General features: G+C 65.4%; 21 protein-coding genes. 12 read left to right on the top strand and 9 right to left on the bottom strand.

Translation table 11 applies throughout. The annotated features are described in order from the left end of the window. Positions 1-14: 14 nt before the first annotated feature. A complete protein-coding gene (gene mfd, locus AYJ57_RS12445; protein ID WP_066105702.1) occupies positions 15-3,512 on the top strand; it encodes a transcription-repair coupling factor in 3,498 nt (1,165 codons plus the stop codon). Between the two features lie 264 nt (positions 3,513-3,776). Here the strand turns inward: mfd and purU are convergent, their stop codons facing one another. Then, a complete protein-coding gene (purU, locus tag AYJ57_RS12450; protein ID WP_066105705.1) occupies positions 3,777-4,664 on the bottom strand; it encodes a formyltetrahydrofolate deformylase in 888 nt (295 codons plus the stop codon). Positions 4,665-5,053: 389 nt separating this feature from the next. Between purU and AYJ57_RS12455 the strand changes: the two genes are divergently transcribed. Further along, a complete protein-coding gene (locus AYJ57_RS12455) occupies positions 5,054-6,787 on the top strand; it encodes an alpha-amylase family glycosyl hydrolase (RefSeq protein WP_066105708.1) in 1,734 nt (577 codons plus the stop codon). Between the two features lie 130 nt (positions 6,788-6,917). Then, a complete protein-coding gene (locus AYJ57_RS12460) occupies positions 6,918-7,556 on the top strand; it encodes a DedA family protein (RefSeq protein WP_066105710.1) in 639 nt (212 codons plus the stop codon). A gap of 47 nt (positions 7,557-7,603) precedes the next feature. On the opposite strand, the gene AYJ57_RS12465 is transcribed toward AYJ57_RS12460, so the two are convergent. From AYJ57_RS12465 to metF, 4 genes are all read right to left on the bottom strand, one after another. Further along, the gene (locus AYJ57_RS12465) at positions 7,604-8,989 is read right to left on the bottom strand and encodes a GntP family permease (RefSeq protein WP_066105713.1); all 1,386 of its coding nucleotides are present in this window, start codon (positions 8,987-8,989) and stop codon (positions 7,604-7,606) included. 183 nt (positions 8,990-9,172) lie between these two features. Next, the gene (locus AYJ57_RS12470; RefSeq protein ID WP_066105715.1) at positions 9,173-10,393 is read right to left on the bottom strand and encodes a glycosyl transferase; all 1,221 of its coding nucleotides are present in this window, start codon (positions 10,391-10,393) and stop codon (positions 9,173-9,175) included. 12 nt (positions 10,394-10,405) lie between these two features. Next, a complete protein-coding gene (locus tag AYJ57_RS12475; RefSeq protein WP_066105719.1) occupies positions 10,406-11,170 on the bottom strand; it encodes an HAD-IIB family hydrolase in 765 nt (254 codons plus the stop codon). Between the two features lie 365 nt (positions 11,171-11,535). After that, complete coding sequence (gene metF / locus AYJ57_RS12480) at positions 11,536-12,402, bottom strand: methylenetetrahydrofolate reductase [NAD(P)H] (RefSeq protein WP_066105722.1); 867 nt, start codon at positions 12,400-12,402, stop codon at positions 11,536-11,538. 97 nt (positions 12,403-12,499) lie between these two features. On the opposite strand from metF, the gene AYJ57_RS12485 reads away from it, so the two are divergent. Further along, positions 12,500-13,405: a LysR family transcriptional regulator gene (locus AYJ57_RS12485; protein WP_066105724.1), complete on the top strand. Its 906-nt coding sequence runs from the start codon at positions 12,500-12,502 to the stop codon at positions 13,403-13,405. Between the two features lie 121 nt (positions 13,406-13,526). On the opposite strand, the gene AYJ57_RS12490 is transcribed toward AYJ57_RS12485, so the two are convergent. Next, complete coding sequence (locus AYJ57_RS12490; protein WP_008885598.1) at positions 13,527-13,733, bottom strand: cold-shock protein; 207 nt, start codon at positions 13,731-13,733, stop codon at positions 13,527-13,529. A 229-nt stretch (positions 13,734-13,962) separates the two neighbouring features. On the opposite strand from AYJ57_RS12490, the gene AYJ57_RS12495 reads away from it, so the two are divergent. Beyond that, positions 13,963-14,277 (top strand): arsenate reductase family protein, encoded by a 315-nt coding sequence (locus tag AYJ57_RS12495; RefSeq protein WP_066105727.1) that lies wholly within the window; start codon positions 13,963-13,965, stop codon positions 14,275-14,277. Between the two features lie 72 nt (positions 14,278-14,349). Here AYJ57_RS12495 and thrS read toward each other — a convergent pair whose 3' ends face one another. Beyond that, positions 14,350-16,296, bottom strand: a complete 1,947-nt coding sequence (gene thrS / locus AYJ57_RS12500) for a threonine--tRNA ligase (RefSeq protein WP_066105729.1) — start codon at positions 16,294-16,296, stop codon at positions 14,350-14,352. A gap of 262 nt (positions 16,297-16,558) precedes the next feature. Between thrS and AYJ57_RS12505 the strand changes: the two genes are divergently transcribed. Further along, on the top strand, positions 16,559-17,227 hold the full coding sequence (locus tag AYJ57_RS12505) for a DNA-3-methyladenine glycosylase I (RefSeq protein ID WP_066105731.1): 669 nt from the start codon (positions 16,559-16,561) through the stop codon (positions 17,225-17,227). Positions 17,228-17,329: 102 nt separating this feature from the next. Further along, a complete protein-coding gene (locus AYJ57_RS12510) occupies positions 17,330-18,604 on the top strand; it encodes an MFS transporter (RefSeq protein ID WP_066105735.1) in 1,275 nt (424 codons plus the stop codon). Here AYJ57_RS12510 and AYJ57_RS12515 read toward each other — a convergent pair. Beyond that, a complete protein-coding gene (locus tag AYJ57_RS12515) occupies positions 18,583-19,470 on the bottom strand; it encodes a LysR family transcriptional regulator ArgP (protein WP_066105737.1) in 888 nt (295 codons plus the stop codon). The two genes, AYJ57_RS12510 and AYJ57_RS12515, sit on opposite strands and share 22 nt — an antisense overlap. Before the next feature lie 93 nt (positions 19,471-19,563). Here AYJ57_RS12515 and AYJ57_RS12520 point away from each other — a divergent pair, with 93 nt between their 5' ends. From AYJ57_RS12520 to AYJ57_RS12540, 5 genes are all read left to right on the top strand, one after another. Next, positions 19,564-20,163 carry a LysE/ArgO family amino acid transporter gene (locus AYJ57_RS12520; protein ID WP_066105740.1) on the top strand — a complete coding sequence of 200 codons (600 nt, stop codon included), beginning with the start codon at positions 19,564-19,566 and terminating at the stop codon, positions 20,161-20,163. A gap of 45 nt (positions 20,164-20,208) precedes the next feature. After that, positions 20,209-21,108, top strand: coding sequence for a DMT family transporter (locus AYJ57_RS12525; RefSeq protein ID WP_066105743.1), 900 nt, complete (start codon positions 20,209-20,211; stop codon positions 21,106-21,108). A 133-nt stretch (positions 21,109-21,241) separates the two neighbouring features. Beyond that, a complete protein-coding gene (locus tag AYJ57_RS12530) occupies positions 21,242-21,439 on the top strand; it encodes a hypothetical protein (protein WP_066105746.1) in 198 nt (65 codons plus the stop codon). Between the two features lie 249 nt (positions 21,440-21,688). Then, positions 21,689-22,279: a thermonuclease family protein gene (locus AYJ57_RS12535; protein ID WP_335740006.1), complete on the top strand. Its 591-nt coding sequence runs from the start codon at positions 21,689-21,691 to the stop codon at positions 22,277-22,279. Positions 22,280-22,377: 98 nt separating this feature from the next. Beyond that, a complete protein-coding gene (locus AYJ57_RS12540; protein WP_066105749.1) occupies positions 22,378-22,629 on the top strand; it encodes a YdcH family protein in 252 nt (83 codons plus the stop codon). 12 nt (positions 22,630-22,641) lie between these two features. Here AYJ57_RS12540 and AYJ57_RS12545 read toward each other — a convergent pair whose 3' ends face one another. Continuing rightward, a complete protein-coding gene (locus AYJ57_RS12545) occupies positions 22,642-23,169 on the bottom strand; it encodes a glutathione peroxidase (RefSeq protein WP_083191283.1) in 528 nt (175 codons plus the stop codon). Positions 23,170-23,330 lie beyond the last annotated feature (161 nt).

Below are 23,330 nucleotides of genomic sequence, written 5' to 3' on the forward strand. Positions count from 1 at the left end.
GCCATTTGAGCGGCATGTCCCAGTCACTTACCCAGATGGCCGGTATCACCATGGGCGGCGCGCCCGAGGGGTTCGACGCCAAGCTCATCCTTGCCGAGGTCGAAAAGACCGGCGGGCCTGTGCTGCATATCGCCCGCGACGACAAGCGCCTTGCGGCGCTGCGCGAGGCGCTGGCCTTCTTCAACCCCGGCATGCCGGTGGTGAGCTTTCCGGGCTGGGACTGCCTGCCCTACGACAGGGTCTCGCCCAACCCCGATATTTCGGCCACGCGCATGTCGACCCTCGCGGGGCTCGTGCATGGCATGCCGCAGCGCTATGTGCTGCTGACCACGCTCTCGGCGGCGATGCAGCGCATCCCAGCGCGCGAGATCCTGCGCGAGGCGGCCTTTGCCGCGCGGGTGGGCGACCGGATCGACGAGGCGGGGCTGCGCAGCTTCCTCGTGCGCATGGGCTTTTCCAACGCGCCTACGGTGCATGAGCCGGGCGATTACGCGGTGCGCGGCGGGATCATCGACATCTTTCCGCCGGGTGAGGGCGGGCCGGTGCGGCTCGACCTCTTCGGCGACGTGCTGGACGGCGCGCGGCGTTTCGATCCGGTCAGCCAGCGTACCACGGAAAAGCTCGATCTGGTGGAACTGGCGCCGGTCTCCGAGGTGATCCTCGACGAGGCGGCGATCACCCGCTTCCGGCAGAACTACCGCATCGAGTTCGGCGCTGCGGGCTCGGACGATCCGCTCTACGAGGCGGTCAGCGCCGGGCGCAAGACGCAGGGGATGGAGCATTGGCTGCCGTTCTTCCACGAAAAGCTCGAGACGCTCTTTGACTATATGCCCGGCGCGCCGGTGCTGATGGACGATCAGATCACCCCCGCGCGCATCGCCCGCTGGGACAGCATCACCGACCAATACGAGACGCGCCGCCACGCGATGACCCAAAAGGGCCGCATCGACTCGGTCTATAAGCCGGTGCCGCCGGGGCTGCTCTATCTCGACGAGCCGGGCTGGGATGCCGCCGTCGGTGCGCGCCGCGTGGTGCAGTTCAACCCGCTGCCGCAGGCCAGCGGTCCGGGTGTGGTGGACGCGGGCGGGCGCATCGGGCGCAGCTTCGCGCCCGAGCGGCAGCAGGAAAACATCAGCCTGTTCGCCGCGCTCGCCGATCACGTGAAGAAACAGCTCTCCGAAGGGCCGGTCTTGATCGCCTCTTGGTCTGAAGGCGCGCGCGAGCGTCTCACGGGCCTCATCGAGGACGAGGGGCTTGCCGAGGCGATCCCGGTCATGGACGGCACCCGCATCGGCAAGCGCGGGCTGCATCTGGCGGTCTGGGGGCTGGAGCAGGGCTTTGTCGCGCCGTGGGGCGATCCCAAGAGCGGCGGCAAGATCACCGTGATCTCGGAACAGGACGTGCTGGGCGACCGGCTGATCCGCGCGCCGAAGAAACGCCGCAAGGCCGAGAACTTCCTCACCGAAGCGCAGTCGCTCACTCCGGGCGATCTGGTCGTCCATGTGGATTTTGGCATCGGGCGCTATCAGGGGCTCGAAGTGATCACCGCCGCCGGGGCGGCGCATGAATGCCTGCTGCTGGAATACGCCGAGGGCGCGCGGCTTTACCTGCCGGTGGAGAACATCGAGCTGCTGTCGCGTTACGGCCATGACGAGGGGCTCCTCGACAAGCTCGGCGGCGGCGCGTGGCAGGCCAAGAAGGCGCGCCTCAAGGAACGCATCCGCGAGATGGCCGACAAGCTCATCCGCGTGGCGGCTGAGCGCGCCCTGCGCAAGGCGCCGATCATCGACCCGCCGCCCGGCGCGTGGGAAAGCTTCTGCGCCCGCTTTCCCTACAATGAGACCGACGACCAGATGAGCGCCATCGAGGATGTGCTGGCCGATATGACCAGCGGCAACCCGATGGACCGGCTGATTTGCGGCGATGTGGGCTTCGGCAAGACCGAGGTGGCGATGCGCGCCGCTTTCGTGGCCGCCATGTCCGGCGTGCAGGTGGCGGTGATTGCCCCCACGACGCTGCTCGCCCGCCAGCACTACAAGAGCTTTGCCGAGCGCTTCCGGGGCTTCCCGCTCAACGTCGCGCCGCTGTCGCGCTTCGTCACCTCGGGCGATGCGGCCAAGACCCGCGACGGCATCTCCAAGGGCACGGTGGACATCGCCGTGGGCACCCATGCGCTGCTCTCGAAAAACATCCGCTTCAACAATCTCGGGCTGCTGATCATCGACGAAGAGCAGCATTTCGGCGTTGGCCACAAGGAGCGGCTGAAACAGCTGCGCTCGGACATCCACGTGCTGACGCTGACCGCGACGCCGATCCCGCGGACGCTGCAACTCTCGCTTTCGGGCGTGCGCGATCTGTCGATCATCGGCACGCCGCCCGTGGACCGGCTGTCGATCCGCACCTATGTCTCCGAGTTCGATCCGGTGACCATTCGCGAGGCGCTGCTGCGCGAGCATTACCGCGGCGGCCAGAGCTTCTTTGTGGTGCCGCGCATTTCGGATCTTCCCGAAATAGAGGAATTCCTGCGCGAACAGGTGCCCGAGGTCTCTTTCGTCGTGGCGCATGGTCAGATGGCGGCGGGCGAACTCGACGACCGGATGAACGCCTTCTACGACGGCAAATACGACGTGCTGCTGGCAACGACCATTGTCGAGTCGGGCCTCGACATTCCCACCGCCAACACGATGGTGGTGCACCGCGCCGATATGTTCGGCCTGTCGCAGCTTTATCAGATCCGTGGCCGGGTCGGGCGCTCCAAGACCCGCGCCTATGCCTATCTGACCACCAAGCCGCGCACCAAGCTCACCGACAGCGCCGAAAAGCGCCTGCGTGTGCTAGGCTCGCTCGACACGCTGGGGGCCGGCTTCACGCTCGCCAGCCAGGACCTCGACATCCGCGGCGCCGGCAACCTGCTGGGCGAGGAACAATCGGGTCAGATGCGCGATGTGGGCTATGAGCTTTATCAGTCGATGCTCGAGGAGGCGATCGCCAAGATCAAGTCGGGCCAGCTCGAAGGGCTCACCGACGATGACGGGCAATGGGCTCCGCAGATCAACCTCGGTGTGCCGGTGCTGATCCCCGAGGATTATGTGCCCGATCTCGACGTGCGCCTCGGCCTTTACCGCCGCCTGTCTGAGCTGACCACCAAGGTCGAACTCGAAGGTTTCGCCGCCGAGCTGATCGACCGTTTCGGCAAGCTGCCGAAAGAGGTCAACACGTTGATGCTGGTGGTGCGGATCAAGGCGATGTGCAAACGCGCCGGGATCGCCAAGCTCGACGGCGGCCCCAAGGGCGCGACGATCCAGTTCCACAACGACAAATTCGCCAAGCCCGAAGGGCTGGTGGAATTCATTCAGGCGCAGAACGGTCTGGCGAAGATCAAGGACAATAAGATCGTCGTCCGCCGCGACTGGGCCAATGACGTGGACAAGATCAAGGGCGCCTTCGCCATCGCCCGTGACCTTGCGGAAAAGGCGGGCACGGTGAAGCCGCGCAAGGCCAAGAAAGGCTGAGGTAGAGGGGGCGCTGCTCCCGCCGCACGATCTGCGGCGCTGCTAGAAGTAGGGGGCTCTGCCCCCGCCGCACGACCTGCGGCGCTGCTAGAGGTAGGGGGCTCTGCCCCCGCCGCGCTGCGCGCGTCTCCCCCGGGATATTTGACCCAAGAGGAAGCGGCGGGGTGGGGCGCGGGTCCGTGCCTTCCTCTTGGTAGAAATATCCCCGCCGGAGGCAGGCCGGAGCGTGCCGTGGGCGGGGATATCGGGCAAAAGCGCCGTGCCTCAGCCCATGCGTTCCGAGCTGTAGCTGCCCGGCGAGGCGGGGAAGACCACGGTCTTGTCGCCGTTGATGAAGACCCGGCGGTGGGCATGCGCGTGGATGGCGCGGGCCAGCACCTGCGCCTCGACGTCGCGGCCCAGCGAAACGTAATCCTCGGGCGATTGCGCGTGGGTGACGCGCACGATGTCCTGTTCGATGATCGGGCCCTCGTCGAGGTCGGCGGTGACGTAATGCGAGGTCGCGCCGATCAGCTTCACGCCACGCTGATAGGCCTGCTTGTAGGGGTTGGCGCCCTTGAAGCTGGGCAGGAAGCTGTGGTGGATGTTGATGATCCGCCCCGACATCTTGCGGCACATCTCGTCACTGAGGATCTGCATGTAGCGCGCCAGCACAATGAGCTCGGCACCCGAGTCTTCGACGACCTGCATGATCGCCGCCTCGGCCTGCGGCTTGTTCTCCTTGGTGACCTTGATGCAGTGGAAGGGGATATCGGCGTTCACCACCACCTTTTGGTAATCCATGTGATTGGAGATCACCGCGACGATCTCCACCGGCAGCGCGCCGATGCGGCAGCGGTAGAGCAGGTCGTTGAGGCAATGGCCGAAGCGGCTGACCATCACCACCACTTTCATCTTCGCCGCCTCGTCGTGGAAGGCGAAATTCATGCCGAAGCTCTCGGCCACGGCGGCGAACGCCTCTTCCAGCGCGGCGATCTCGGCGCCGGTCTCGCTGCGGAAGCTGACCCGCATGAAGAAATTGCCGGTGGCCAGATCGTCGAACTGGGCGCTGTCGGTAATGTTGCAGCCCTGCTCGGCCAGAAAGCCGGAGATGGCGGCGACGATGCCGCGGGTCGAGGGGCATTGCACGGTGAGGGCGTAGGAGGAGCTCATGATCGGTCCGTTTCTTTCCCGAAAATCTGTCTGGGGATGTCGCTGCCGCCTGCGCCGGGGGAGGTCAAGCGGAATACCGCGCCATCAAAGCGCAACTTTCTGCGCTTGCGCGGTGCCGGGGCGACATGTTTCTCGGCAGATGCGACAGGGACGCCATCGGAAACTCCTGCCCGGCAGCGCGGCATAGGGCAGGCGGTTGGGGCAGACCGCGTCGTTGCCCAATGCGCGGGCGGCGGCGATGCGGGAAGATGCACCTCAGAGGTGTGTTTGCGGACTAACCGCTTGTGAAATAGGGAAGGAGGCCTTACCCCAAGGGAAAGTGCCCGGAAGTCCGTGCCGTCCTCTCGGCTTCCCGGCCTGCAAACCCGGACCCGTCGAGACCCCCTTTCATGACCGAAACTTCCTTCAGCGCCCGCCTTTCAGAACTTCTGCATTTCATTTATCCCGATCTCAATGCCGACATCCTGTCCAGTCAGGTCATCGACGCCTTCTGGCCCGAGAACAAGAGCCGCCGCCGTCAGCCGCGCAAACCGGGCAACAATCTGTGGTCGCAAAAAGATGCTGTGCTGATCACCTATGGCGACAGTCTGATCGACGGCAGTCACAAGCCGCTCGATTTGATGAACCACTTCCTGCGCAGCCGGATGAAGGGCGTGGTCAACGGCGTGCATGTGCTGCCGTTCTTCCCCTTTACCTCGGACGATGGCTTTGCGGTAACCGACTATCGCAAGGTGAACCCGCAGCTTGGCGACTGGGTGGATATCACCCGCATCGGCGACGAGTTTCACCTGATGTCGGATCTGGTGCTCAACCACGTCTCTTCGCAGGGGGTGTGGTTCAACGCCTACCGGCAGGGGCAGAAGCCTTTTGACGAGTTCTTCTTCGAGGCGTCGCCGGACGACGATGTCTCGATGGTGGTGCGCCCGCGCACGACGCCACTGCTGCAGGAGGTCGAGACGGCGATGGGCACCCGCTATGTCTGGTGCACCTTCAGCCACGACCAGATCGACCTCGACTTCCGCAACCCCGAAGTGCTGCTGGAGATCCTGCGCATCATCCGTCTGCATGTGGACAATGGCGTGCGGATCATCCGGCTCGATGCGGTGGCCTTCCTGTGGAAGGAGATCGGCACCAACTGCATCCACTTGCCGCAGACCCACGCGGTGATCCGCCTGCTGCGGCTGCTGATGGATTACGCCACCGAAAGCGTCATTCTGCTGACCGAGACCAATGTGCCGAAGGCCGAGAACCTCTCGTATTTCGGGCACCGCAACGAAGCGCATATGGTCTACAACTTCCCGCTGCCACCGCTGGTGCTGCACGCGATGATGGCAGGGACGGCGAAATATCTCAACGACTGGCAGCGCGCTATGCCGCCCGCGCCGCTGGGTTGCGCCTATCTCAATTTCACCGCGTCGCACGACGGCATCGGCATGCGCCCCGCCGAGGGGCTGCTGCCGCCTGAAGAGGTGGGCAAGGTCATCGACACGGCCAAGGAACTGGGCGGCCTGGCCTCCATGCGCTCGCTGCCCGGCGGCGGCGAGAGCGTCTATGAGCTTAACTGCGCCTTCTTTGCCGCCATGGCGCGTACCTACAAGGGCGAGGATGACCAGCATCTGCCGCGGTTCCTGTGCTCGCAGACCATCGTCATGTCGCTGGAGGGGATCCCGGCCTTCTACATCCACTCGATGCTGGGCACGCCCAATGACCTCGAGGCGGTGCAGCGGCGCGGGATGAACCGGGCGATCAACCGCCACCGCTGGGACTATGGGCAGCTCAACGCCTACCTCGATGATCCCGAGACGGTGCATGCGCAGGTGCTGGAGATGCTGTCGGACCGGCTTAAATTGCGCGCTGAGCAGGCGGGTTTCCACCCCAACGCGACGCAGTTCACGCTCAATCTCGACGAGCGGGTGTTTGGCCTCTGGCGGCAGTCGCTGGACCGCTCGCAGTCGATCTTTGCGCTGCACAATTGCTCGGACGAAGAGGTGGTGATCCCGCACGAGGGGCTGAACCTGATCGCTGACGAGCATTGGGTCGACCTGCTGTCCGGCGAGACCATCGAGGCCGGGCCGGTGACGCTGGCGCCTTATCAATGCCGCTGGATCTCGAACCAAGGGTAGGGGTCCCAAGGGGGCGCTGCCCCCGTCCGCCGGTGGCGGACTCCCCCGGGATATTTGTGTCTAGACGAAGCGGACGGTGAACCTTCGGGCGTTTTCGCGCGTTGACCTGTGCAAACATCTGGAGGGTGGCATGTTCGACTGGATCTCGGGGTTCATTGACGCGGTAGGGGCGTTCGGCATCGGTGTGCTGATGTTTCTCGAAAACGTCTTCCCGCCGATCCCGTCCGAACTGATCATGCCGCTGGGCGGGTTCAACGCCGCCGCCGGGACCGAGCATCTGTTCTGGGTGATCGTCGCGGGCTCGATTGGCTCGCTGGCCGGGGCGCTGTTCTGGTACTGGATCGGGCGCAGGCTGGGCACGCACCGGCTGAAGCGGCTGGCCGCAAAACATGGCCGCTGGCTCACCATTCTGCCCGAAGACCTCGACCGCTCCAACGATTGGTTCACCCGCCATGGCGGCAGCGCGGTGCTTATCGGGCGGCTGATCCCGACGGTGCGCACCTTCATCTCGGTGCCCGCGGGCGTGGCGCGGATGCCGCTGGCAAGCTTCATGGCCTTCTCGGCGGTGGGCACGGTCAGCTGGACCGCGTTTCTGGCCTTCGCGGGGTTTCTGCTGGGCTCGCAATACGGGCTGGTGGCGGGCTGGCTCGATCCGGTCTCTACCGCCGTGGTCGTGGGAATCATCGGCGTCTACATCTGGCGCGTGGCCACCTACGGGCGGCGCAAGACCCGCAAGGCAGGCGCGCGAGAGGATCACACCGAGGCATGAAAAAAGGGGCGCCAGCGGCGCCCCTTTTCAGTCGTCTGTGCGCTGCGTCAGAGACCCAGTGAGCCCAGCACGATCACGCTGATCGTCGCGAAGACCGGGATCGCCACGGCGACCACGAAGATATCGGCGTAGCTCTTCTTGTGAGTCATGCCGGTGATCGCCAGCAGGGTGATCACCGCGCCATTGTGCGGCAGCGCGTCAAAGCCGCCCGAGGACAGCGCCGTCACCCGGTGCATGAGCCCCATGGAAACGCCCTGATCCATGCCCATGGCCGCGAATTGCTCGCCAAGCGCGTTGAGCGCGATGGACATGCCGCCCGAGGCCGAGCCGGTGATGCCCGCAAGCACGTTCACCGCTACCGCCAGCGAGGCGACCGGGTTCTCGGGAAAGAGGCCCAGCACCGCGTCGCGGATCAGCCCGAAGGCGGGCAGCGAGGCGATGACCGCGCCGTAGCCGACCTCGGAGGCGGTGTTGAAGATCGGCAGGAGCGAGCCCATCGTGCCGTTGTTCACCGTCTCTTTCACGTCCGCGAAGCGGCGCCAGTTCAGCGCCACGGCGAGGATGATCGAGACCACCAGCGACACGATGATCGCCCAGATGCCTGCGACGCGCGACAGCGAGGTCTCGCCGTATTGCGGGTCTGCGAGGTAGTCGGCGGACATGTTGGGGATCACCACATAGGTGAAGAGCGCGTTGAGCGCGATCACCGCAATCACCGGCGCGATCGCCGCGGCAAAGCCCGGACGGTCGGCATCCTCGGGCAGCGAGGAATCCGCCGCGGTGCGTTCATGGGTGCCGTAGCCTTCGCCGCGGCCCTGCGCGGCCTTGGCGCGGCGGCTCAGCCAGAGCGTGCCGCCCGCCAGCATGATCAGGCCCGCCAGCGTGCCCAGCAGCGGTGCCGCAAAGACGTTGGTGCCGAAGAACGGGATCGGGATCGCGTTCTGGATCGCCGGGGTGCCGGGGAAGGCGGTCATGGTGAAGGTGAACGAGCCGAGCGCGATGGCTGCGGGCAGCAGGCGCTTGGGCACGTCAGCGCGGCGGAACAGCGCGTTGGCGATCGGGTAGATGGCGAAGGCCACCACAAAGAGCGACACACCGCCGAAGGTGAGCACGCCGCAGGCCAGAACGACGGCGAGGATCGCGCGATCCCCGCCGACCCATTCGACGATCTTCTCGGCGATGGTCCGTGCCGCGCCGCCATCGGCCATGACCTTGCCGAAGATCGCGCCCAGCAGGAACAGCGGGAAATAGGTGATCACATAGCCGCCAAGCGACTTCATGAAGACCTGCGTATAGGTGGCCAGAACCGGCAGACCGCCCGACATCAGAACGGCCAGCATGGCCAGAAGCGGTGCCAGGATCAGCACGTTGATGCCGCGGTAGGCCAGATACATTAGCAGGCCAAGCGACACTATGATCCCAATGAGACCCATTCTTCTCCTCCTCTCGATTTGAAGCACCCCGCGGGGAGGCACCGGGCATGGGAGGTCCGGCGCGGGCAGGGCTCTAAAAATCCTCTACTCGGACGAGAGTTAGGGGAGGTCAATGCGACGTCCTGGTGAAGGACGCGACGTCGCAAGGGATCTGTGATCACTGTGACGTGAGGTCGGCGGGCTTCAGCCGAATTCGGCCTCATCTGCCGCCACCGCTGCGCGGAAATCGGCCAGCAGCGTGGGATCGGCGGAATGCACCCGGTTCCACGTGGGAATGAAGGGCGTCTCCTGCGGGTTCTCGATGAACAGCTGCCCGGCGCGCACGATGTTCTCACCGAACATCTCGATGCTGCGCTCTTCGGCGTGGCGGTCGATGGTCAGACCGTTCATCTTGGCATCCGCCGAATAGGCCTCCAGCAGGTCGAGCGCAGAACGGTAGTAGGTGGCCTTCAGCGTGCGGAAGACATGCGGGGTGAACACCGTGCCGTCGGCGGCGAGCTTGCGGAAGATCGCCTTGCAGATATCGACGGACATGCGCGACAGACCTTTGGAGGCGTCTTCCTGCGACAGATCCTGATGTTTGTGGTCGTAGATGTCGGCGATCTCGACCTGACACACCTGCCGCGGGCCAAGGTTGCGCCAAGCCTCGGAGAGAACGCCGATCTCGAGCCCCCAGTCCGAGGGAATGCGCAGGTCCGGCAGCAGGCCGGTGCGCAGCGCCATCTCGCCCGAGAGCGGGTAGCGGAAGGCGCGCAGGTAGTCGATGTAATCGCGGTCCCCGATGGTGCGCTTGAGCGCGATCAGCAGCGGCGAGACCAGCAGGCGGGTGACCCGGCCATTGAGCTTTCCGCCGCCGACGCGCGGGTAATAGCCCTTTGAGAGCTGGTAGCTGAAGGTGGGGTTGGCCACCGGGTAGACCAGCCGGTCGAGAAGCTCGCGCGTGTAGGTGACGATGTCGCAATCGTGGATCGCCATGACCGAACTGTCGGCGCAGGAGATGAGATAGCCCATGCAGCCCCAGACGTTCTTGCCCTTGCCGGGCTCCTGCGGCGCAAGGCCGAGCGCCTCGAGCCTTCCCATGATCTCGAGCATGCGCGGGCTGTCGTTCCAGATCACCGTGGTTTGCTGCGGCAGCACCGAAAAGAACTCGCGCGCGTGGCGGTACTGCGCCTCATCGGCGCGGTCGAGACCGATGACGATGCGGTGCAGATAGGTGACCTTGCTCAGTTCCGACAGGATGTTGGGCAGCGCGTCGCCTTCAAGCTCGGAAAAGAGCGAAGGCAGGATCAGCGAGATTTTCCGGCTCTGCGCGTAGGTCTCGAGCTCGTAGATCATCTCTTCGATGGGGCGCGAGCGCAGGTTGTGGAACTGGGCAATATTGCCGTTCTGCTGGAAGTCGGCCATGGCGGTAGTCTCCTAGAGCCCGAGGTCGTCGAGTAGTGAAAGAATGGCGGTGTTCCAGCCCTCGGGGCCGGGCAGGGCGGTGCGGCGGATTTGGCCCGTCTGTTCGCCCGGCAAGGGCGGGATGCCGTTGCCATGATCGTTGCGGATGATGACGCCATGATCGGCGCTCTCGATCATTTCGATATCATTGGGGGCATCGCCAAGCGCGATGGCAGTGTCGCAGCCCAGATCGTGCAGGATGCCTGCCATCTGCTGCGCCTTGGTGCCGCCAAAGGACAGCGTGAGAAAGCGGCCGCCCTTGCGGGCGTGGATGTCCCGCTCGGCCAGCGCGGCAAGGAAGTCATCCTGCCCGGCCTCGCTGCCGGACCAGAGGCCGGGCTCGGTGAAGCGGCGTTTGCGGGCCAGTGCGGCGCCATCGAGGGGCAGGCCAGTGACCCGGGCCACCTCGGCAGCGTCCATATCGCCGAAGCCTTTGAAATGCTGTGATTGTTCCGGAAGGGCCGCCAGCGCGTCGCGCAGTTTCGCGTAAACCGGCGCATCCTCGGAGAGCGCGCCGGGCGCGATCCGGTCGGCGCCGTTCTCGACGATGGCAGGCCAGTCGCCGAGGCCCAGTTCGGCATGCAGCGGCGCAATCTCGGCGGCGGTCTTGGAGGAGGCGAGGATCAACGGGATGCCGCGCGCCTTCAGCGCGCTGAGGGCGGGCTGCGCCGCGGCGTAGGAGTAGCTGCCATGATCGAGCAGCGTCCCGTCGAGATCGGTGAAAACCGCCAGCCGCAAACCCTGCTCCTTATTCTGTCCCCGAGGTCAGTTAAGCCGATGGGATCGGGGAAGGGAACAGGCCCGCGCCGAGGAAATGACTAAGATGCGGGGATTGGGTGGAAAAGAGGCAGTGTGCAACACCGGCTAAGAGCGGGGGGAGCCGGGCGAGCGCCGGCCCATGGGGTGGCGCATCGACGAGTGAGGTCCGCGCTTTATCTCGGCCAAGTTCGTGTGAAAACCGAACGCCGAACTACGATGAAAAAGCGCCAGCCCGCCGGGACGGCGTCGTCCATCGGGCTTGAACCGATGGCGCCACAATGGACGACCGCTCGCCCGGCGGCTTCGCCTTGGTTCCCGGCGCGTTCCGGCGCAAGAAAATGCCCTCAGGCCACGTTCTCGAGCTTGTTGTCCGGCGTCACGCCAAGGGCGTAGCACACGTCGCGGGTCAGCTCGGGGCGGTTGAGCGTGTAGAAGTGCAGCTTGTCGACGCCGCCTTCGATCAGCTCGTTGCACAGCTCGGTGCACATCGCCGTGGCCAGAAGGTCCTGACGGTCGTCGCGCTCGGCCTTCTCGAAGGCCTCGATCACCCAGGCGGGGATCTTGGTGCCGGTGGCTTCGGCGAAGCGGCGCGCGCCCTTCCAGTTCTCGATCGGCAGGATGCCCGGCACGATCGGCTTGTCGATCCCGGCCTTCTCGCATTCGTCGCGGAAGCGGAAGAAGCTCTCGGCCTCAAAGAAGAACTGCGTCAGCGCCTCGGATGCGCCCGCGTCGAACTTGCGCTTGAGATATTCCACGTCCGCCGTGGCGGTGGGCGCCTCGGGGTGCTTGTCGGGATAGGCGCCGACGCGGATGGTGAAATCGCCCGCCTCGCGCAGCGCCTCGATCAGTTCGATCGACGAGTTGAAGCCCTCGGGATGCGGCGTGAAGCCGCTGGCGCCCTTGGGCGGGTCGCCGCGCAGCGCGACGATGTCGTTCACGCCGGCCTCTTTGAACTGGCGCGCGATGGCCAGCGTTTCCTCGCGGGTGGCGTCGACGCAGGTGAGATGCGCGGCGACCTTGAGGCCCGAGTTCTTGTGCAGCGTCGCCACCACGTCACGGGTCAGCTCGCGGGTGGTGCCGCCCGCGCCATAGGTCACCGACACAAAGCGCGGATCCAGCGGCGAGAGCGCCTGCACGGTGTCCCACAGGCGGAAGGTCGCCTCGATGTTGCGGGGCGGGAAGAATTCGAATGAGATGTCGGGGCGCGTCATGGGCCGGGACTCCAGTTTGGATTTCGGTCCTTGTGACAGAAGAGCGTCCGTGAGACAAACTCATACTTCTCAAGAACAACATGAGGCGAACGCGAAGATGCACATCGAGTTCCGTCACCTGCGCACGATCAAAGCCATCCATGAAGCAGGGGGGCTCGCGCGTGCCGCCGATCAGCTGAACATAACGCAATCGGCGCTTTCGCACCAGATCAAGGGGCTGGAGGATCAGGCCGGGGTGGAGCTTTTCGTGCGCCGTTCAAAGCCGATGAAGCTTTCGGCGGCGGGGTTGCGGCTGCTGCGGCTGGCGGATCAGGTGCTGCCGCAGGTGGATGCGGCGCTGGCCGAGTTCGACGGGTTGCGCAAGGGCTCGGCGGGGCGGCTGCATATCGCCATCGAGTGTCACGCCTGTTTCGAATGGCTTTTCCCGGTGCTCGAGGGCTTCCGCAAAAGCTGGGGTGACGTGGATGTGGACATCCGCCCCGGCCTCGCCTTCGACGCGCTTCCGGCGCTGATGAAGGAAGAGGTCGACGTGGTGATCTCCTCCGACCCCGAGGACCTGCCGGGCATCACCTTCACGCCGCTCTTCGAGTACCATCCGGTCTTTGTCGCCTCGTCGCAGCATCCGCTGGCCGAGAAGCCGTGGATCGAGGCGCAGGACTTCCGCGGCGAGACGCTGATCACCTATCCGGTGGAGCGCTCGCGGCTCGATATCTTCTCGCAATTGCTGAGCCCGGCGAAGGTCGAACCGGCGGCGATTCGCCAAGTGGAGCTCACTGCGGTGATTCTGCTATTGGTTGCATCGAATCGCGGGGTTTCAGTTTTACCGGATTGGGTGGTGCGCGAGGTTAAGTATAATTCCGATTATATCACCCGCCCGCTGACCGAAGCGGGGATCACCCGGCGGCTCTATGCGGCAACGCGCAGCGAGGATCTGGAAAAACCCTATATGCAGGATCTGATCCGGCTCGCCGGGCAGGAGGCGCGCCGCCTGCAGGCGCAATAGGCGTTAACGGGTGCTCCAAAAACAAAACGCGCCGGAGCCACAGGGCAGGCCGACGCGCAGGCAAAGACTTATTGGACCCGACCCCAAGAAGGGGGAGGGTCAGATTTGAAGATTTTGATTTTTAAAGAGTTTTCAGGTCAGACGCCATCATGCGTCCGTCGCGACCTTCCTTGAGCTCGTAGCTCACTTTCTGGTTGTCGGCGAGGCCGGTGAGCCCAGAACGCTCAACAGCCGAGATATGGACGAAGACGTCCTTGCCGCCTTCTTCAGGTGCGATGAAGCCGTAGCCTTTGGTGGTATTGAACCATTTCACGGTGCCGCTCGGCATGTCTCCGTGCTCCTTCCAACTTTCCTGTTTCTGCCCGTAATGCGGGCGCCCCGTCACATTCGCCTCTCAGGGAAAGGAAGCCGGTCCCAGCGGATTTCCTGACTTTCCGGGTCTGATCATCGAAGGTCACGACCCAAGAGTTGCATGGTGCCTGCAAAAATCAAGCGAAAGGCTTCGCACCTGCGGCATTAAGCAATAAATTGTGCCCGGAAGATGAAGGAGATGGCGTATGCTGATCTACGGGTTAAAGACCTGCGATACCTGCCGGAAGGCGGTGAAAGCCCTGCCGCAGGCGGAATTTTTGGATGTTCGCGCTGACGGTGTCCCGACCGATGTGCTGGAAGCGGCGCAGGCCCGTTTTGGCGACAAGCTGCTGAACACGCGCTCGACCACATGGCGCGGTCTGGACGAGGCAGAACGCGCGCGTCCGCCGCTGGAATTGCTGGCCGACCATCCGACGCTGATGAAACGCCCGCTCATCGTGGACGGCGACAGCATGTATCTGGGCTGGACCAAGGATGTGCAGGCGGCGCTGGCGGGCTGAGGCAAGCAGCACCGCGACGAAAAAAGCCCCGGGCCTGCGCCCGGGGCTTTCTCATGTCACGAACTGAAAGGCTCAGCGCAGATCGGGCGCGGTGGCATCCAGCGACAGCGCCGCGACCAGCTCGTCGAGCGCCTGCACCTGGGTCTGCTTCTCGCCAAGGCGGCGCACGGTGACCGTGCGTTCCTCGACCTCGCGGTGCCCCACGGCAAGGATCACCGGCACTTTGCCAACCGAGTGCTCGCGCACCTTGTAGTTGATCTTCTCGTTGCGCGTGTCGGCCTCGGCCCGCACACCCGCATCGCGCAGCGCCGCGACGACCTCGTTCACATAGTCATCCGCCTCGGAGGTGATCGAGGCGACCACCACCTGCCGCGGCGCGAGCCAGAACGGCAGCTTGCCGGCGTGTTCCTCGATCAGGATGCCGATGAACCGCTCAAAGCTGCCCAGCACGGCACGGTGCAGCATGACGGGGCGGTGCTTCTCGCCATCTTGGCCGATGTAGCTCGCATCCAGACGCTCGGGCAGGTTGGGGTCCACCTGCAGCGTGCCGCACTGCCAATCCCGGCCGATCGCGTCGGTCAGGGTGAACTCCAGCTTCGGGCCGTAGAAAGCGCCTTCGCCTTCCTGCAGCTCAAAGTCGTAGCCCGCGGCCTTGCAGGCATCGCCAAGCGCCGCCTCGGTGCGGTCCCAGCTCTCGTCCGAGCCGATGCGCTTTTCGGGGCGGGTCGAGAGCTTGATCGTCCAGTTCTCGAAGCCCAGATCGGAATAGATCGAGGCAAGGAACTCGATGAACTTCTTGGTTTCCGCCTCGATCTGATCATCGGTGCAGAAGATATGCGCGTCGTCCTGGGTGAAACCGCGCACCCGCATGATGCCGTGCAGCGCGCCCGACGGCTCGTAGCGGTTGCACGAGCCGAACTCGGCCATGCGCAGCGGCAGGTCGCGGTAGGACTTCAGGCCCTGATTGAACACCTGCACGTGGCACGGGCAGTTCATCGGCTTGAGCGCGTTGATCGCCTTCTCGCGGGCATGTTCTTCGTCCACTTCGACGATGAACATGTTCTCTTGATAGTTGTCCCAGTGCCCCGAGGCTTCCCACAGCTTACGGTCCACAACCTGCGGCGTGTTCACCTCCACATAGCCGTCCCGCTCTTGGCGGCGGCGCATGTAGTCCTGTAGCGTGGTGTAGATTTTCCAGCCGTTGGGGTGCCAGAAGATCTGCCCCGGCGCTTCCGGCTGCAGGTGGAAGAGGTCCATTTCGCGGCCCAGCTTGCGGTGATCGCGCTTGGCGGCTTCCTCGAGGAAGTTGAGGTATTTCTTCAACTCGTCGCGGTTGCGGAAGGCCACGCCGGTGATCCGCTGCAGCATCGGGCGCGAGGTGTCACCGAACCAATAGGCCCCCGAGACGCCCATCAGCTTGAAGGCGTCGGCGGGCAGCTGCCCGGTGTGCTGCAGGTGCGGGCCGCGGCAGAGATCCTGCCACTCGCCGTGCCAGTACATGCGGATCGGCGCACCTTCGGGGATGCGGTCCACCAGCTCGACCTTATAGCCCTCGCCGCTGTCCTCGTAGAACTTGCGCGCGCGGTCGCGGTCCCAGATCTCGGTCTTCACCTCGTCACGGGCGGCGATGATCTCTTTCATCTTCGCCTCGATCTGCCCCAGATCTTCGGGGGTGAAGGGCTCGGCGCGGTCGAAATCGTAGAACCAGCCATACTCGGTGACCGGGCCAATGGTGACCTTGGTGTCGGGCCAGATCGCCTGCACGGCGCGCGCCATGACGTGCGCCAGATCGTGGCGGATCAGCTCAAGCGCCTGCTCTTCGTCCTGCAGGGTGTGGATCGCGATCGTGCTGTCGGCGTCGATGGGCCACTGCAGGTCCCAATGCGCGCCGTTCACGGTGGCGGAGATGGCCTTTTTGGACAGGCTCTTGGAGATGGCGGCAGCGACTTCGGCAGGGGTCACACCCTGCTCGAATTCACGCGCGTTACCATCAGGAAATGTCAGGGAAATCTGGCTCATTGGCCTAGTCTCCTCGTCGGTCTGGCGCCCACGGAACGCCCGGTTGCGGGTTATATGTCGTGCCGCCTTGTGACCCCCGCGGGTAGGGGTGTCAAGCCAAGCCGCTTCTTCTCTTTTCAAATACGCCGGGGGAGTCGCGGCGCAGCCGCGGCGGGGGCGGAGCCCCCTATGGGCTCGTCGCCAGAAAGATCGCCAGCAACTTCGAAGGGCTAGGCAAGCGCCCGGCGATACGCCACGCTGGCCAAGGTTCACGGAGATCTCCATGCGCACATTCGACGACATCCTCCAAATCGCCGCCGAGCGTCATGGCGGGCGCGACGCGGCGCTCGCCGAGATCCCCGCGCCGCTGCCGCCCGAAGAGATCGCTGCGCTGCCTGACGCGCGTTTCCTTGCGGCCATGGCCCGCGGCATCTTTCAGGCCGGGATCAGCTGGAAGGTGGTCGACGCCAAATGGCCCGGCATCACCGAGGCCTTCCACGATTTCGAGCCGGGCCCGGTCTCGATGATCGAAGGCGAGGCGCTGGATGCGCTTCTGTCGGACCGGCGGGTGATCCGCTCGGGGCCGAAGATCACCGCGATCCGCGACAACGCAGTGTTCATCCTCGACACCGCCGCCGAGCATGGCAGTTTCGCCCGCCGTATCGCCGATTGGCCGGTCAGCGAGTTCGACGGGCTGCTCGATTGGCTCAAGCGCAGCGGCGCGCGTCTCGGCGGCAACACCGGCGCCTATATGCTGCGCGCCGTGGGCAAGGATGGCTATGTGCTCAGCCGCGACGTGGTGGGGCGGCTGATCGCCGAAGGGGTGATCGACAAGGCGCCAACCTCCCGCCGGGCGATGGCGGCAGTGCAGGGGGCGTTCAACCTCTGGGCAGAGCAAAGCGGCCAGCCACTGACCACCATCAGCCGGGTGCTCGCGCGCAGCATCGGCTGAAAGGCGCAGCCCGGCGGGAACCTGCCGATGCGCTGCCGCGTTCTCCTGCCGGACCCACCGGCCCAGACCCACCGACATGGCAACAGCGGCAGGCACAGAGACATGACCCATATCGACGAGACGCGGCTCTACGACACCCTCACCGAAGGCGAGGACGGGGCGCCGCCCTCCGAGGCCCGCAACGGGCTGCGTCATGTGGCCTCGCTGTCGATGACCAAACTCGCCGACGGGCTGATCAATCCCAAGCTGGTTCTGACGTGGCTGGCGCAGACGCTCGGCGCTCCGGCGGCCATCACCGGGCTGCTGGTGCCGATCCGCGAGGCGGGCGCGCTGCTGCCGCAGTTGTTGCTCGCGGGCGTGGTGCGGCGCTCGAAACAGCGCAAGTGGGTCTGGGTCGCGGGCTCGGTCGGGCAGGGGCTTGCGGCGGCGGCCATGGTCGTCGTGGCACTGACCCTGCAGGGGGTGGCTGCCGGGATCGCGCTGTGCGTGCTGCTCGGGCTGCTGGCGCTGTCGCGTGCCGCCGCCTCGGTGAGCTACAAGGATGTTCTGGGCAAGACCGTTGCGAAAACCCGGCGCGGTTCGATCACCGGCACGGCGGGATCGGTCGCCTCCGCCGGGGTGGTGGTCTTTGCGCTGCTGCTGATGTCGGGCCTCTTGCAGGACGTGCCGCCCATCGCGGTGGCCATCGGCATCGCTGCGGCGCTCTGGCTTGGCGCGGCGGCGCTTTTCTCGACCCTCGAGGAAGAGGACAGCGCGCCCGAGACCGAAGCGAAGCACATCGATCTGTCGCCGCTGCGCGAAGACCCGCAGTTTCGCCGCTTCATCGCCTGCCGCGGCGCGTTGACTGTGACCTCGCTGGCGCCGCCCTATCTGGTGCTGCTCGAGCAGCATGAGGGCGCGCTGCAAAAGCTCGGTGCCATGGTGCTGGCCTCGGCGCTCGCCGCCTTTGTGTCGAGCTGGGTCTGGGGGCGGCTGGCCGACCGCTCCTCGCGCAAGGTGCTGATGCTGTCGGGATTTGCCGGGGCCGCGGCGATGGCGCTTGCGGTGGTGGCGGCGCTGCTGGACTGGACAGATCCGGTCTGGGTGACACCGGTGCTGCTCTTTGCGCTGCTGATCTCTTACCAAGGGGTGCGGCAGGGGCGCTCGACCTATCTTGTGGATATGGCACCGGAGGAGGGCCGCGCTAGCTATGCCGCGCTTGCCAACACGCTGATCGGTGGGTTGCTGCTGCTGACCGGCGCGCTCGGCGGCGGTCTGGCGGTGATCGGCCCGGTGGCGGCGCTGGCGGGCTTTGCGATGCTGAGCCTCATCGGCGGCGTCATCGCCATCGGCTTGCATGAGGTCGAAACCCCGGATCAGGACGGCAAGAGCGCCTGACGCGCCTGCGCCCGCACCGCGCGGGTGAGCGGCGCCAGCGCGCCAGAGACCAGCCGGTTCACCTGCCAGTGCAGCGCGATCTCTTCGGGTTGTTCGGGGGCGAGCGAGACGAGGTCTCCGCTCGCCAGCAGCGGCGCGGCAAGATGTTCGGGGTTCAGCCCCCATCCCAGCCCCAGCCGCGCGGCCTCTACAAAGCCTTGGGTCGAGGGGATGCGATGCGTGGGGGGCAGCAAAGCCTCCCCGGTCACCCGCCGCAGCCAGTCGTGCTGCAGCGCGTCCTTGCCGTCGAACTGCAGCAGCGGCGCGCGGGCGAACGCCTCCAACGTCGGGCCATGCGCGAAATAGCGCGCGTGGAACGCTGGCGAGCAGGTCGCCAGATAGCGCATCCGGCCCAGCGGCACGGCATCGCATCCCTGCACCGGGCGGGCGTGGTCGCATATCGCCGCCGACACCTCTCCGCGCCGCAGCCAATCGGCCGAGAACGCCTGATCGTCCAGTACGATCTCGAACAGCATCTCGAGCCCGGTCAGCGCGGGCAGAAGCCACGTCCCGAGGCTGTCGGCATTCACCGCCAGCCGCAGCCGGGCCTGTGGCGCCATCTGTCCCAGATCATGGCCGAGATCGCGCGCCAGCGCCGCCTCGAGCAGCGCTACCTCCGAGGCGTGCCGCGCGAGGCGCGCACCGGCGGGCGTGGCGGTGCAGGGCGTCGCGCGGATCACCAGCGCGGCGCCCGCGCGGTCCTCCAGCACCTTGATGCGCTGCGAGATCGCCGAGGGCGTGACACTGAGCTGCCGCGCGGCGGCGTCGAAGCTGCCAAGCCGAAGCACCGCCTCTAGCGCGGCGAGTTGAGAGGGATCGTACTGCATTAGTACATCTTAACTAGCCGCAGATTGTTTAACTAGTCTTTCCGAAACGCCGCGTGTTAGCCGGGCTGCAACGCTAAGAAACGGAGAGACATCATGCAGGCAGCAGCTGCCGGGTTCGCCCTTGGACTTTCGCTGATCGTGGCGATTGGGGCGCAGAATGCGTTTGTGCTGCGGCAGGGGCTGCGCAGAGCGCATGTGCTGCCGGTGGTGCTGGTCTGCGCGCTGTCGGACGCGGTGCTGATCGTCGCGGGCGTCACCGGTTTTGGCCTTCTGGCGGCGCAGCTGCCGGGGCTGGAGACCGCCATGCGCTGGATCGGTGCCGCCTTCCTGACGTGCTACGGCGCGCGCACGCTGCTCTCGGCGTGGCGCGGCGGCGGCGCGCTGCGGGCCGAAGAGGCACCGGGAAATGGCACGTTGCGCCGCGCGGTGCTGACCTGCCTCGCGCTGACGTGGCTGAACCCGCATGTCTATCTCGACACGGTGATGCTGCTGGGCGCGGTCTCGGCGCAATATCCCGACCGGCTGGCGTTTGGGGCAGGGGCGGTGACGGCGTCCGTCATCTTTTTCTTCGCGCTTGGCTTTGGCGCGCGGCTTCTGGCGCCGGTCTTTGCGCGGCCCGTCGCGTGGCGCGTGCTGGACCTCGGGATCGGCCTGACCATGTGGGCGATTGCCCTCAAGCTGCTGCTGGGATGAGCGCGGCCCCTTGCGCCTGACGCTGGGCGGGCTACCAAAGAGCGCATGAGCACGAAGCAATCGAACCCGGTGCGGGGCATCCTCTTCATGGTCGTCACGGGGCTTTGCTTTGTGGCGGTGACCGTCACCGTCAAGCTGCTGCACGGAAGGGTGCCTGCGGCGGAATCGGCCTTCCTGCGCTATCTCTTCGGGCTGGTGTTTCTGATCCCCGCGTGGCGCGCGCTGCGCGACCTGCGGATGACGGGCCGCCAGTGGCGCCTGTCGGCGCTGCGCGGCGCGGCGCAGACGCTTGGGGTGATCTGCTGGTTCTTCGCCATGTCGCGCATCCCGCTCGCCGAAGTCACGGCGATGAACTACCTCACGCCGATCTATGTGACGGTGCTGGCGGTGCTGGTGCTGGGAGAGCGGCTGGCGCTGCGCCGGATGCTGGCGATCGTCGCGGCCCTTGGCGGCGCGCTGCTGATCCTGCGACCGGGGTTCCGCGAGCTTGATCCGGGGCATTTCGCCATGCTCGGCACATCCATGATGTTCGCCATCTCCTATCTCATCGCCAAGATCATCACCGACGAACTGTCGCCCGCCGTGGCGCTGGCGCTGCTGTCGATCTCGGTGACGCTGGGGCTGTTGCCCTTCGCGCTGTCGGTCTGGGTCTGGCCAAGCTGGACCGACGCGGCGATCCTTTTCGCCACAGCCGCCTTCGCCACCGGCGGGCACTACGCGATGGTGCTGGCCTTCGCCAATGCCCCGGTCACCGTCACCCAGCCCATCACCTTCCTGCAGCTGGTCTGGTCGATCACCATCGGGGCGCTGTTCTTTGCCGAGCCGGTGGACCCTTTCGTGGTCGCGGGCGGGCTGGTGATCATCGGCTCGGTGCTGTTCATCACGCTGCGCGAGGCGATGCTGAAACGCCGGATCACCCCGTCGGGACCGGACACCAAGTTCTGAAGCATGGGTCGGGAGTGTCGCGCTGGAAACAGTGCGTTTCCTGATCATCAAAAATCCCCAAGTGCATCGCATTTCGGCCCCAATCCACCCGCAGGGTTTCTCATGTAGAAACAGTTTTATTGGGTGTGTATCCATGTTTGCCGAGAACCGACTGACCGAAGAGTTTGACGCCGTCACCGCCTTTCTCCTGAGCGAGCGGCAAAAGTCCCTGTCCGAAGCCGAATGGCGCTTTCGCGTGAAGGGCTATGGCTATGCGCTGCGCCGGAGCGCGCGCGGTGTCGAGGTCTCCCGCCTGCCGCAGAACCGGCATCTGGGCACGCTTGACGCCTGACTGCGGGGCAGGGCATGGGGCGCGTCCGAGGTTCGTGACGCCGCCGTGCCAGCCGCCACGCCGGGCTTATGCGTGGCCCGGAGGGGTTCTTAACGAAGGTTAATGAATTTGGTTGAACTTGCCGCGCCATGCGGCGATTTTGGCCTAATGATCTATATACGTTCACTTTTTGTTGGTGCTTTGGGCTCACTCCTTGCCCTAACGTCACCCGCGCCTGCCGCACAATCGAGTTTCAGCGGATCGCTGCATGTGATCGACGGCGATACCTTCGATGTCGGCGACGTGCGCGTCCGTCTTTTTGGTGTCGACGCGCCCGAGCAGGGGCAGACCTGCGGCGGCGACGGCACGCCGCAATGGAACTGCGGCGCTTGGGTCACCGATGAGGTGCGCGCGCGCTACGACGGGCACCGCGCGCGCTGCGAGCGGCTCGACACAGATCGCTATGGGCGGGCCGTGGCGCGCTGCTCTGTGGACGGCAAGGACATGGGCCGCACGCTGGTGTCGGAGGGGCTGCTCTTTGCCTATCGCGACTATTCCATGGACTATGATCTCGACGAGAAACGCGCCGCCGTCCGAGGTGTCGGGCTGCATGGCGCGCAGGTGCAACGCCCGGCGGCCTACCGCGCCGAGACCCGCCGCGCCGCCAATGCCGCGGCATTGGAAGAGGCGCCCGAGGGCTGTGTGATCAAGGGCAATATCTCGTCCAAGGGCGCGCGCATCTACCACAGCCCCGGACAGCAGCACTACGGACCGACGCGCATCGACGAAAGCGAGGGCGAGCGGTGGTTCTGCTCTGCCGCAGAGGCCGAAGCCGCAGGCTGGCGACCGGCGCGGCGCTAGGGGCCGAAATGACCTCGGGGCACGTTGATCCGCATCAAAGTGGACCGGCGCGGGGCGTGGCAAGACAAGGGCAAGACAAGAAAAGGAGGCACCTGCCCATGTCCCATGTTCCGCATTCCCTCGCCGAAGAATTCCCGCAGTTCGCCGAGCGTATCTCGGTCCTGAAGCAGCAGGGCGGCCATTTCTCCACACTGGCCGAGCGCTACTACGAGGTGAACCGCGAGGTGCATGGTGCCGAAAGCGGTCTCACCCCGATGGAGGCGCTGGCCGAGGCTGATCTGCGCAAGCGCCGTGCCGCGCTGAAAGACGAGATCTACGCGCTGCTGGTGGCGGACGCCGAAGAGGCCTGAGCCCGATAACGGTCAGTCGAGCAGCGGCTCGATCTGGCCGGTGATCGGCGCCGAGAGGGGCAGCGTGGTGCTGCCCCAGCCCGCGACATAGTCGCCATCGGGGCCGATCAGCACTTTGTTGAAATTCCACGACGGGGTGTAGCCGTGCTTTTCCGACAGTTGCCGGAAGAACGGGTGCGCCTCTTCGCCTTTGACATGGGTGATCGTGGTCATCGGCAGGTCGATGTCAAAGTTGAGCTCGCAGAACTCCTTGACCGCCGCATCGCTGTTCAGCTCTTGCTTGAAATCGTCCGACGGCACGGCAACGACCACCAGCCCGCGCGCGCGGTAGCGGTCGTAGAGGTCCTGCAGCCCGTCGAATTGCCCGGCAAAGCCGCAGCGCGAGGCGGTGTTGACCACCAGCACCGGCTGGCCACGCCATTGCGCAAGGTCGAGCGTGCCGCCGTCGATCGACTGGAACTCGGTGGTCTCGGAGGCCACCGCCAGCGGGGCCGCCGCGGGCAGGGTGACAAGGCCGAGCAGCAGGGCAAAAATACGCATCACGAACATCTCCTTTGCGCTCACAAATAGTCTCGGTGACGTGAAGTCAATGAAATGAATACGCAGGCGGGCGCGGATTGGATCTGCGCCCGCGCACATTTGCCGAAAACGCTTGGTGCACGGCGGAGGCGCGCCTATCTTCACGGTTCAGGAGGTGACGC

This window comes from Salipiger sp. CCB-MM3 (assembly GCF_001687105.1).
Lineage (GTDB): Bacteria > Pseudomonadota > Alphaproteobacteria > Rhodobacterales > Rhodobacteraceae > Salipiger.

Coding starts and splice junctions, on each gene's coding strand:
- mfd (WP_066105702.1), top strand. CDS start 15: ATGTCCCAGTCACTTACCCAGATGGCCGGTATCACCATGGGCGGCGCG.
- purU (WP_066105705.1), bottom strand. CDS start 4,664: ATGAGCTCCTCCTACGCCCTCACCGTGCAATGCCCCTCGACCCGCGGC.
- AYJ57_RS12455 (WP_066105708.1), top strand. CDS start 5,054: ATGACCGAAACTTCCTTCAGCGCCCGCCTTTCAGAACTTCTGCATTTC.
- AYJ57_RS12460 (WP_066105710.1), top strand. CDS start 6,918: ATGTTCGACTGGATCTCGGGGTTCATTGACGCGGTAGGGGCGTTCGGC.
- AYJ57_RS12465 (WP_066105713.1), bottom strand. CDS start 8,989: ATGGGTCTCATTGGGATCATAGTGTCGCTTGGCCTGCTAATGTATCTG.
- AYJ57_RS12470 (WP_066105715.1), bottom strand. CDS start 10,393: ATGGCCGACTTCCAGCAGAACGGCAATATTGCCCAGTTCCACAACCTG.
- metF (WP_066105722.1), bottom strand. CDS start 12,402: ATGACGCGCCCCGACATCTCATTCGAATTCTTCCCGCCCCGCAACATC.
- AYJ57_RS12485 (WP_066105724.1), top strand. CDS start 12,500: ATGCACATCGAGTTCCGTCACCTGCGCACGATCAAAGCCATCCATGAA.
- AYJ57_RS12490 (WP_008885598.1), bottom strand. CDS start 13,733: ATGCCGAGCGGCACCGTGAAATGGTTCAATACCACCAAAGGCTACGGC.
- AYJ57_RS12495 (WP_066105727.1), top strand. CDS start 13,963: ATGCTGATCTACGGGTTAAAGACCTGCGATACCTGCCGGAAGGCGGTG.
- thrS (WP_066105729.1), bottom strand. CDS start 16,296: ATGAGCCAGATTTCCCTGACATTTCCTGATGGTAACGCGCGTGAATTC.
- AYJ57_RS12505 (WP_066105731.1), top strand. CDS start 16,559: ATGCGCACATTCGACGACATCCTCCAAATCGCCGCCGAGCGTCATGGC.
- AYJ57_RS12510 (WP_066105735.1), top strand. CDS start 17,330: ATGACCCATATCGACGAGACGCGGCTCTACGACACCCTCACCGAAGGC.
- AYJ57_RS12515 (WP_066105737.1), bottom strand. CDS start 19,470: ATGCAGTACGATCCCTCTCAACTCGCCGCGCTAGAGGCGGTGCTTCGG.
- AYJ57_RS12520 (WP_066105740.1), top strand. CDS start 19,564: ATGCAGGCAGCAGCTGCCGGGTTCGCCCTTGGACTTTCGCTGATCGTG.
- AYJ57_RS12525 (WP_066105743.1), top strand. CDS start 20,209: ATGAGCACGAAGCAATCGAACCCGGTGCGGGGCATCCTCTTCATGGTC.
- AYJ57_RS12530 (WP_066105746.1), top strand. CDS start 21,242: ATGTTTGCCGAGAACCGACTGACCGAAGAGTTTGACGCCGTCACCGCC.
- AYJ57_RS12540 (WP_066105749.1), top strand. CDS start 22,378: ATGTCCCATGTTCCGCATTCCCTCGCCGAAGAATTCCCGCAGTTCGCC.
- AYJ57_RS12545 (WP_083191283.1), bottom strand. CDS start 23,169: ATGCGTATTTTTGCCCTGCTGCTCGGCCTTGTCACCCTGCCCGCGGCG.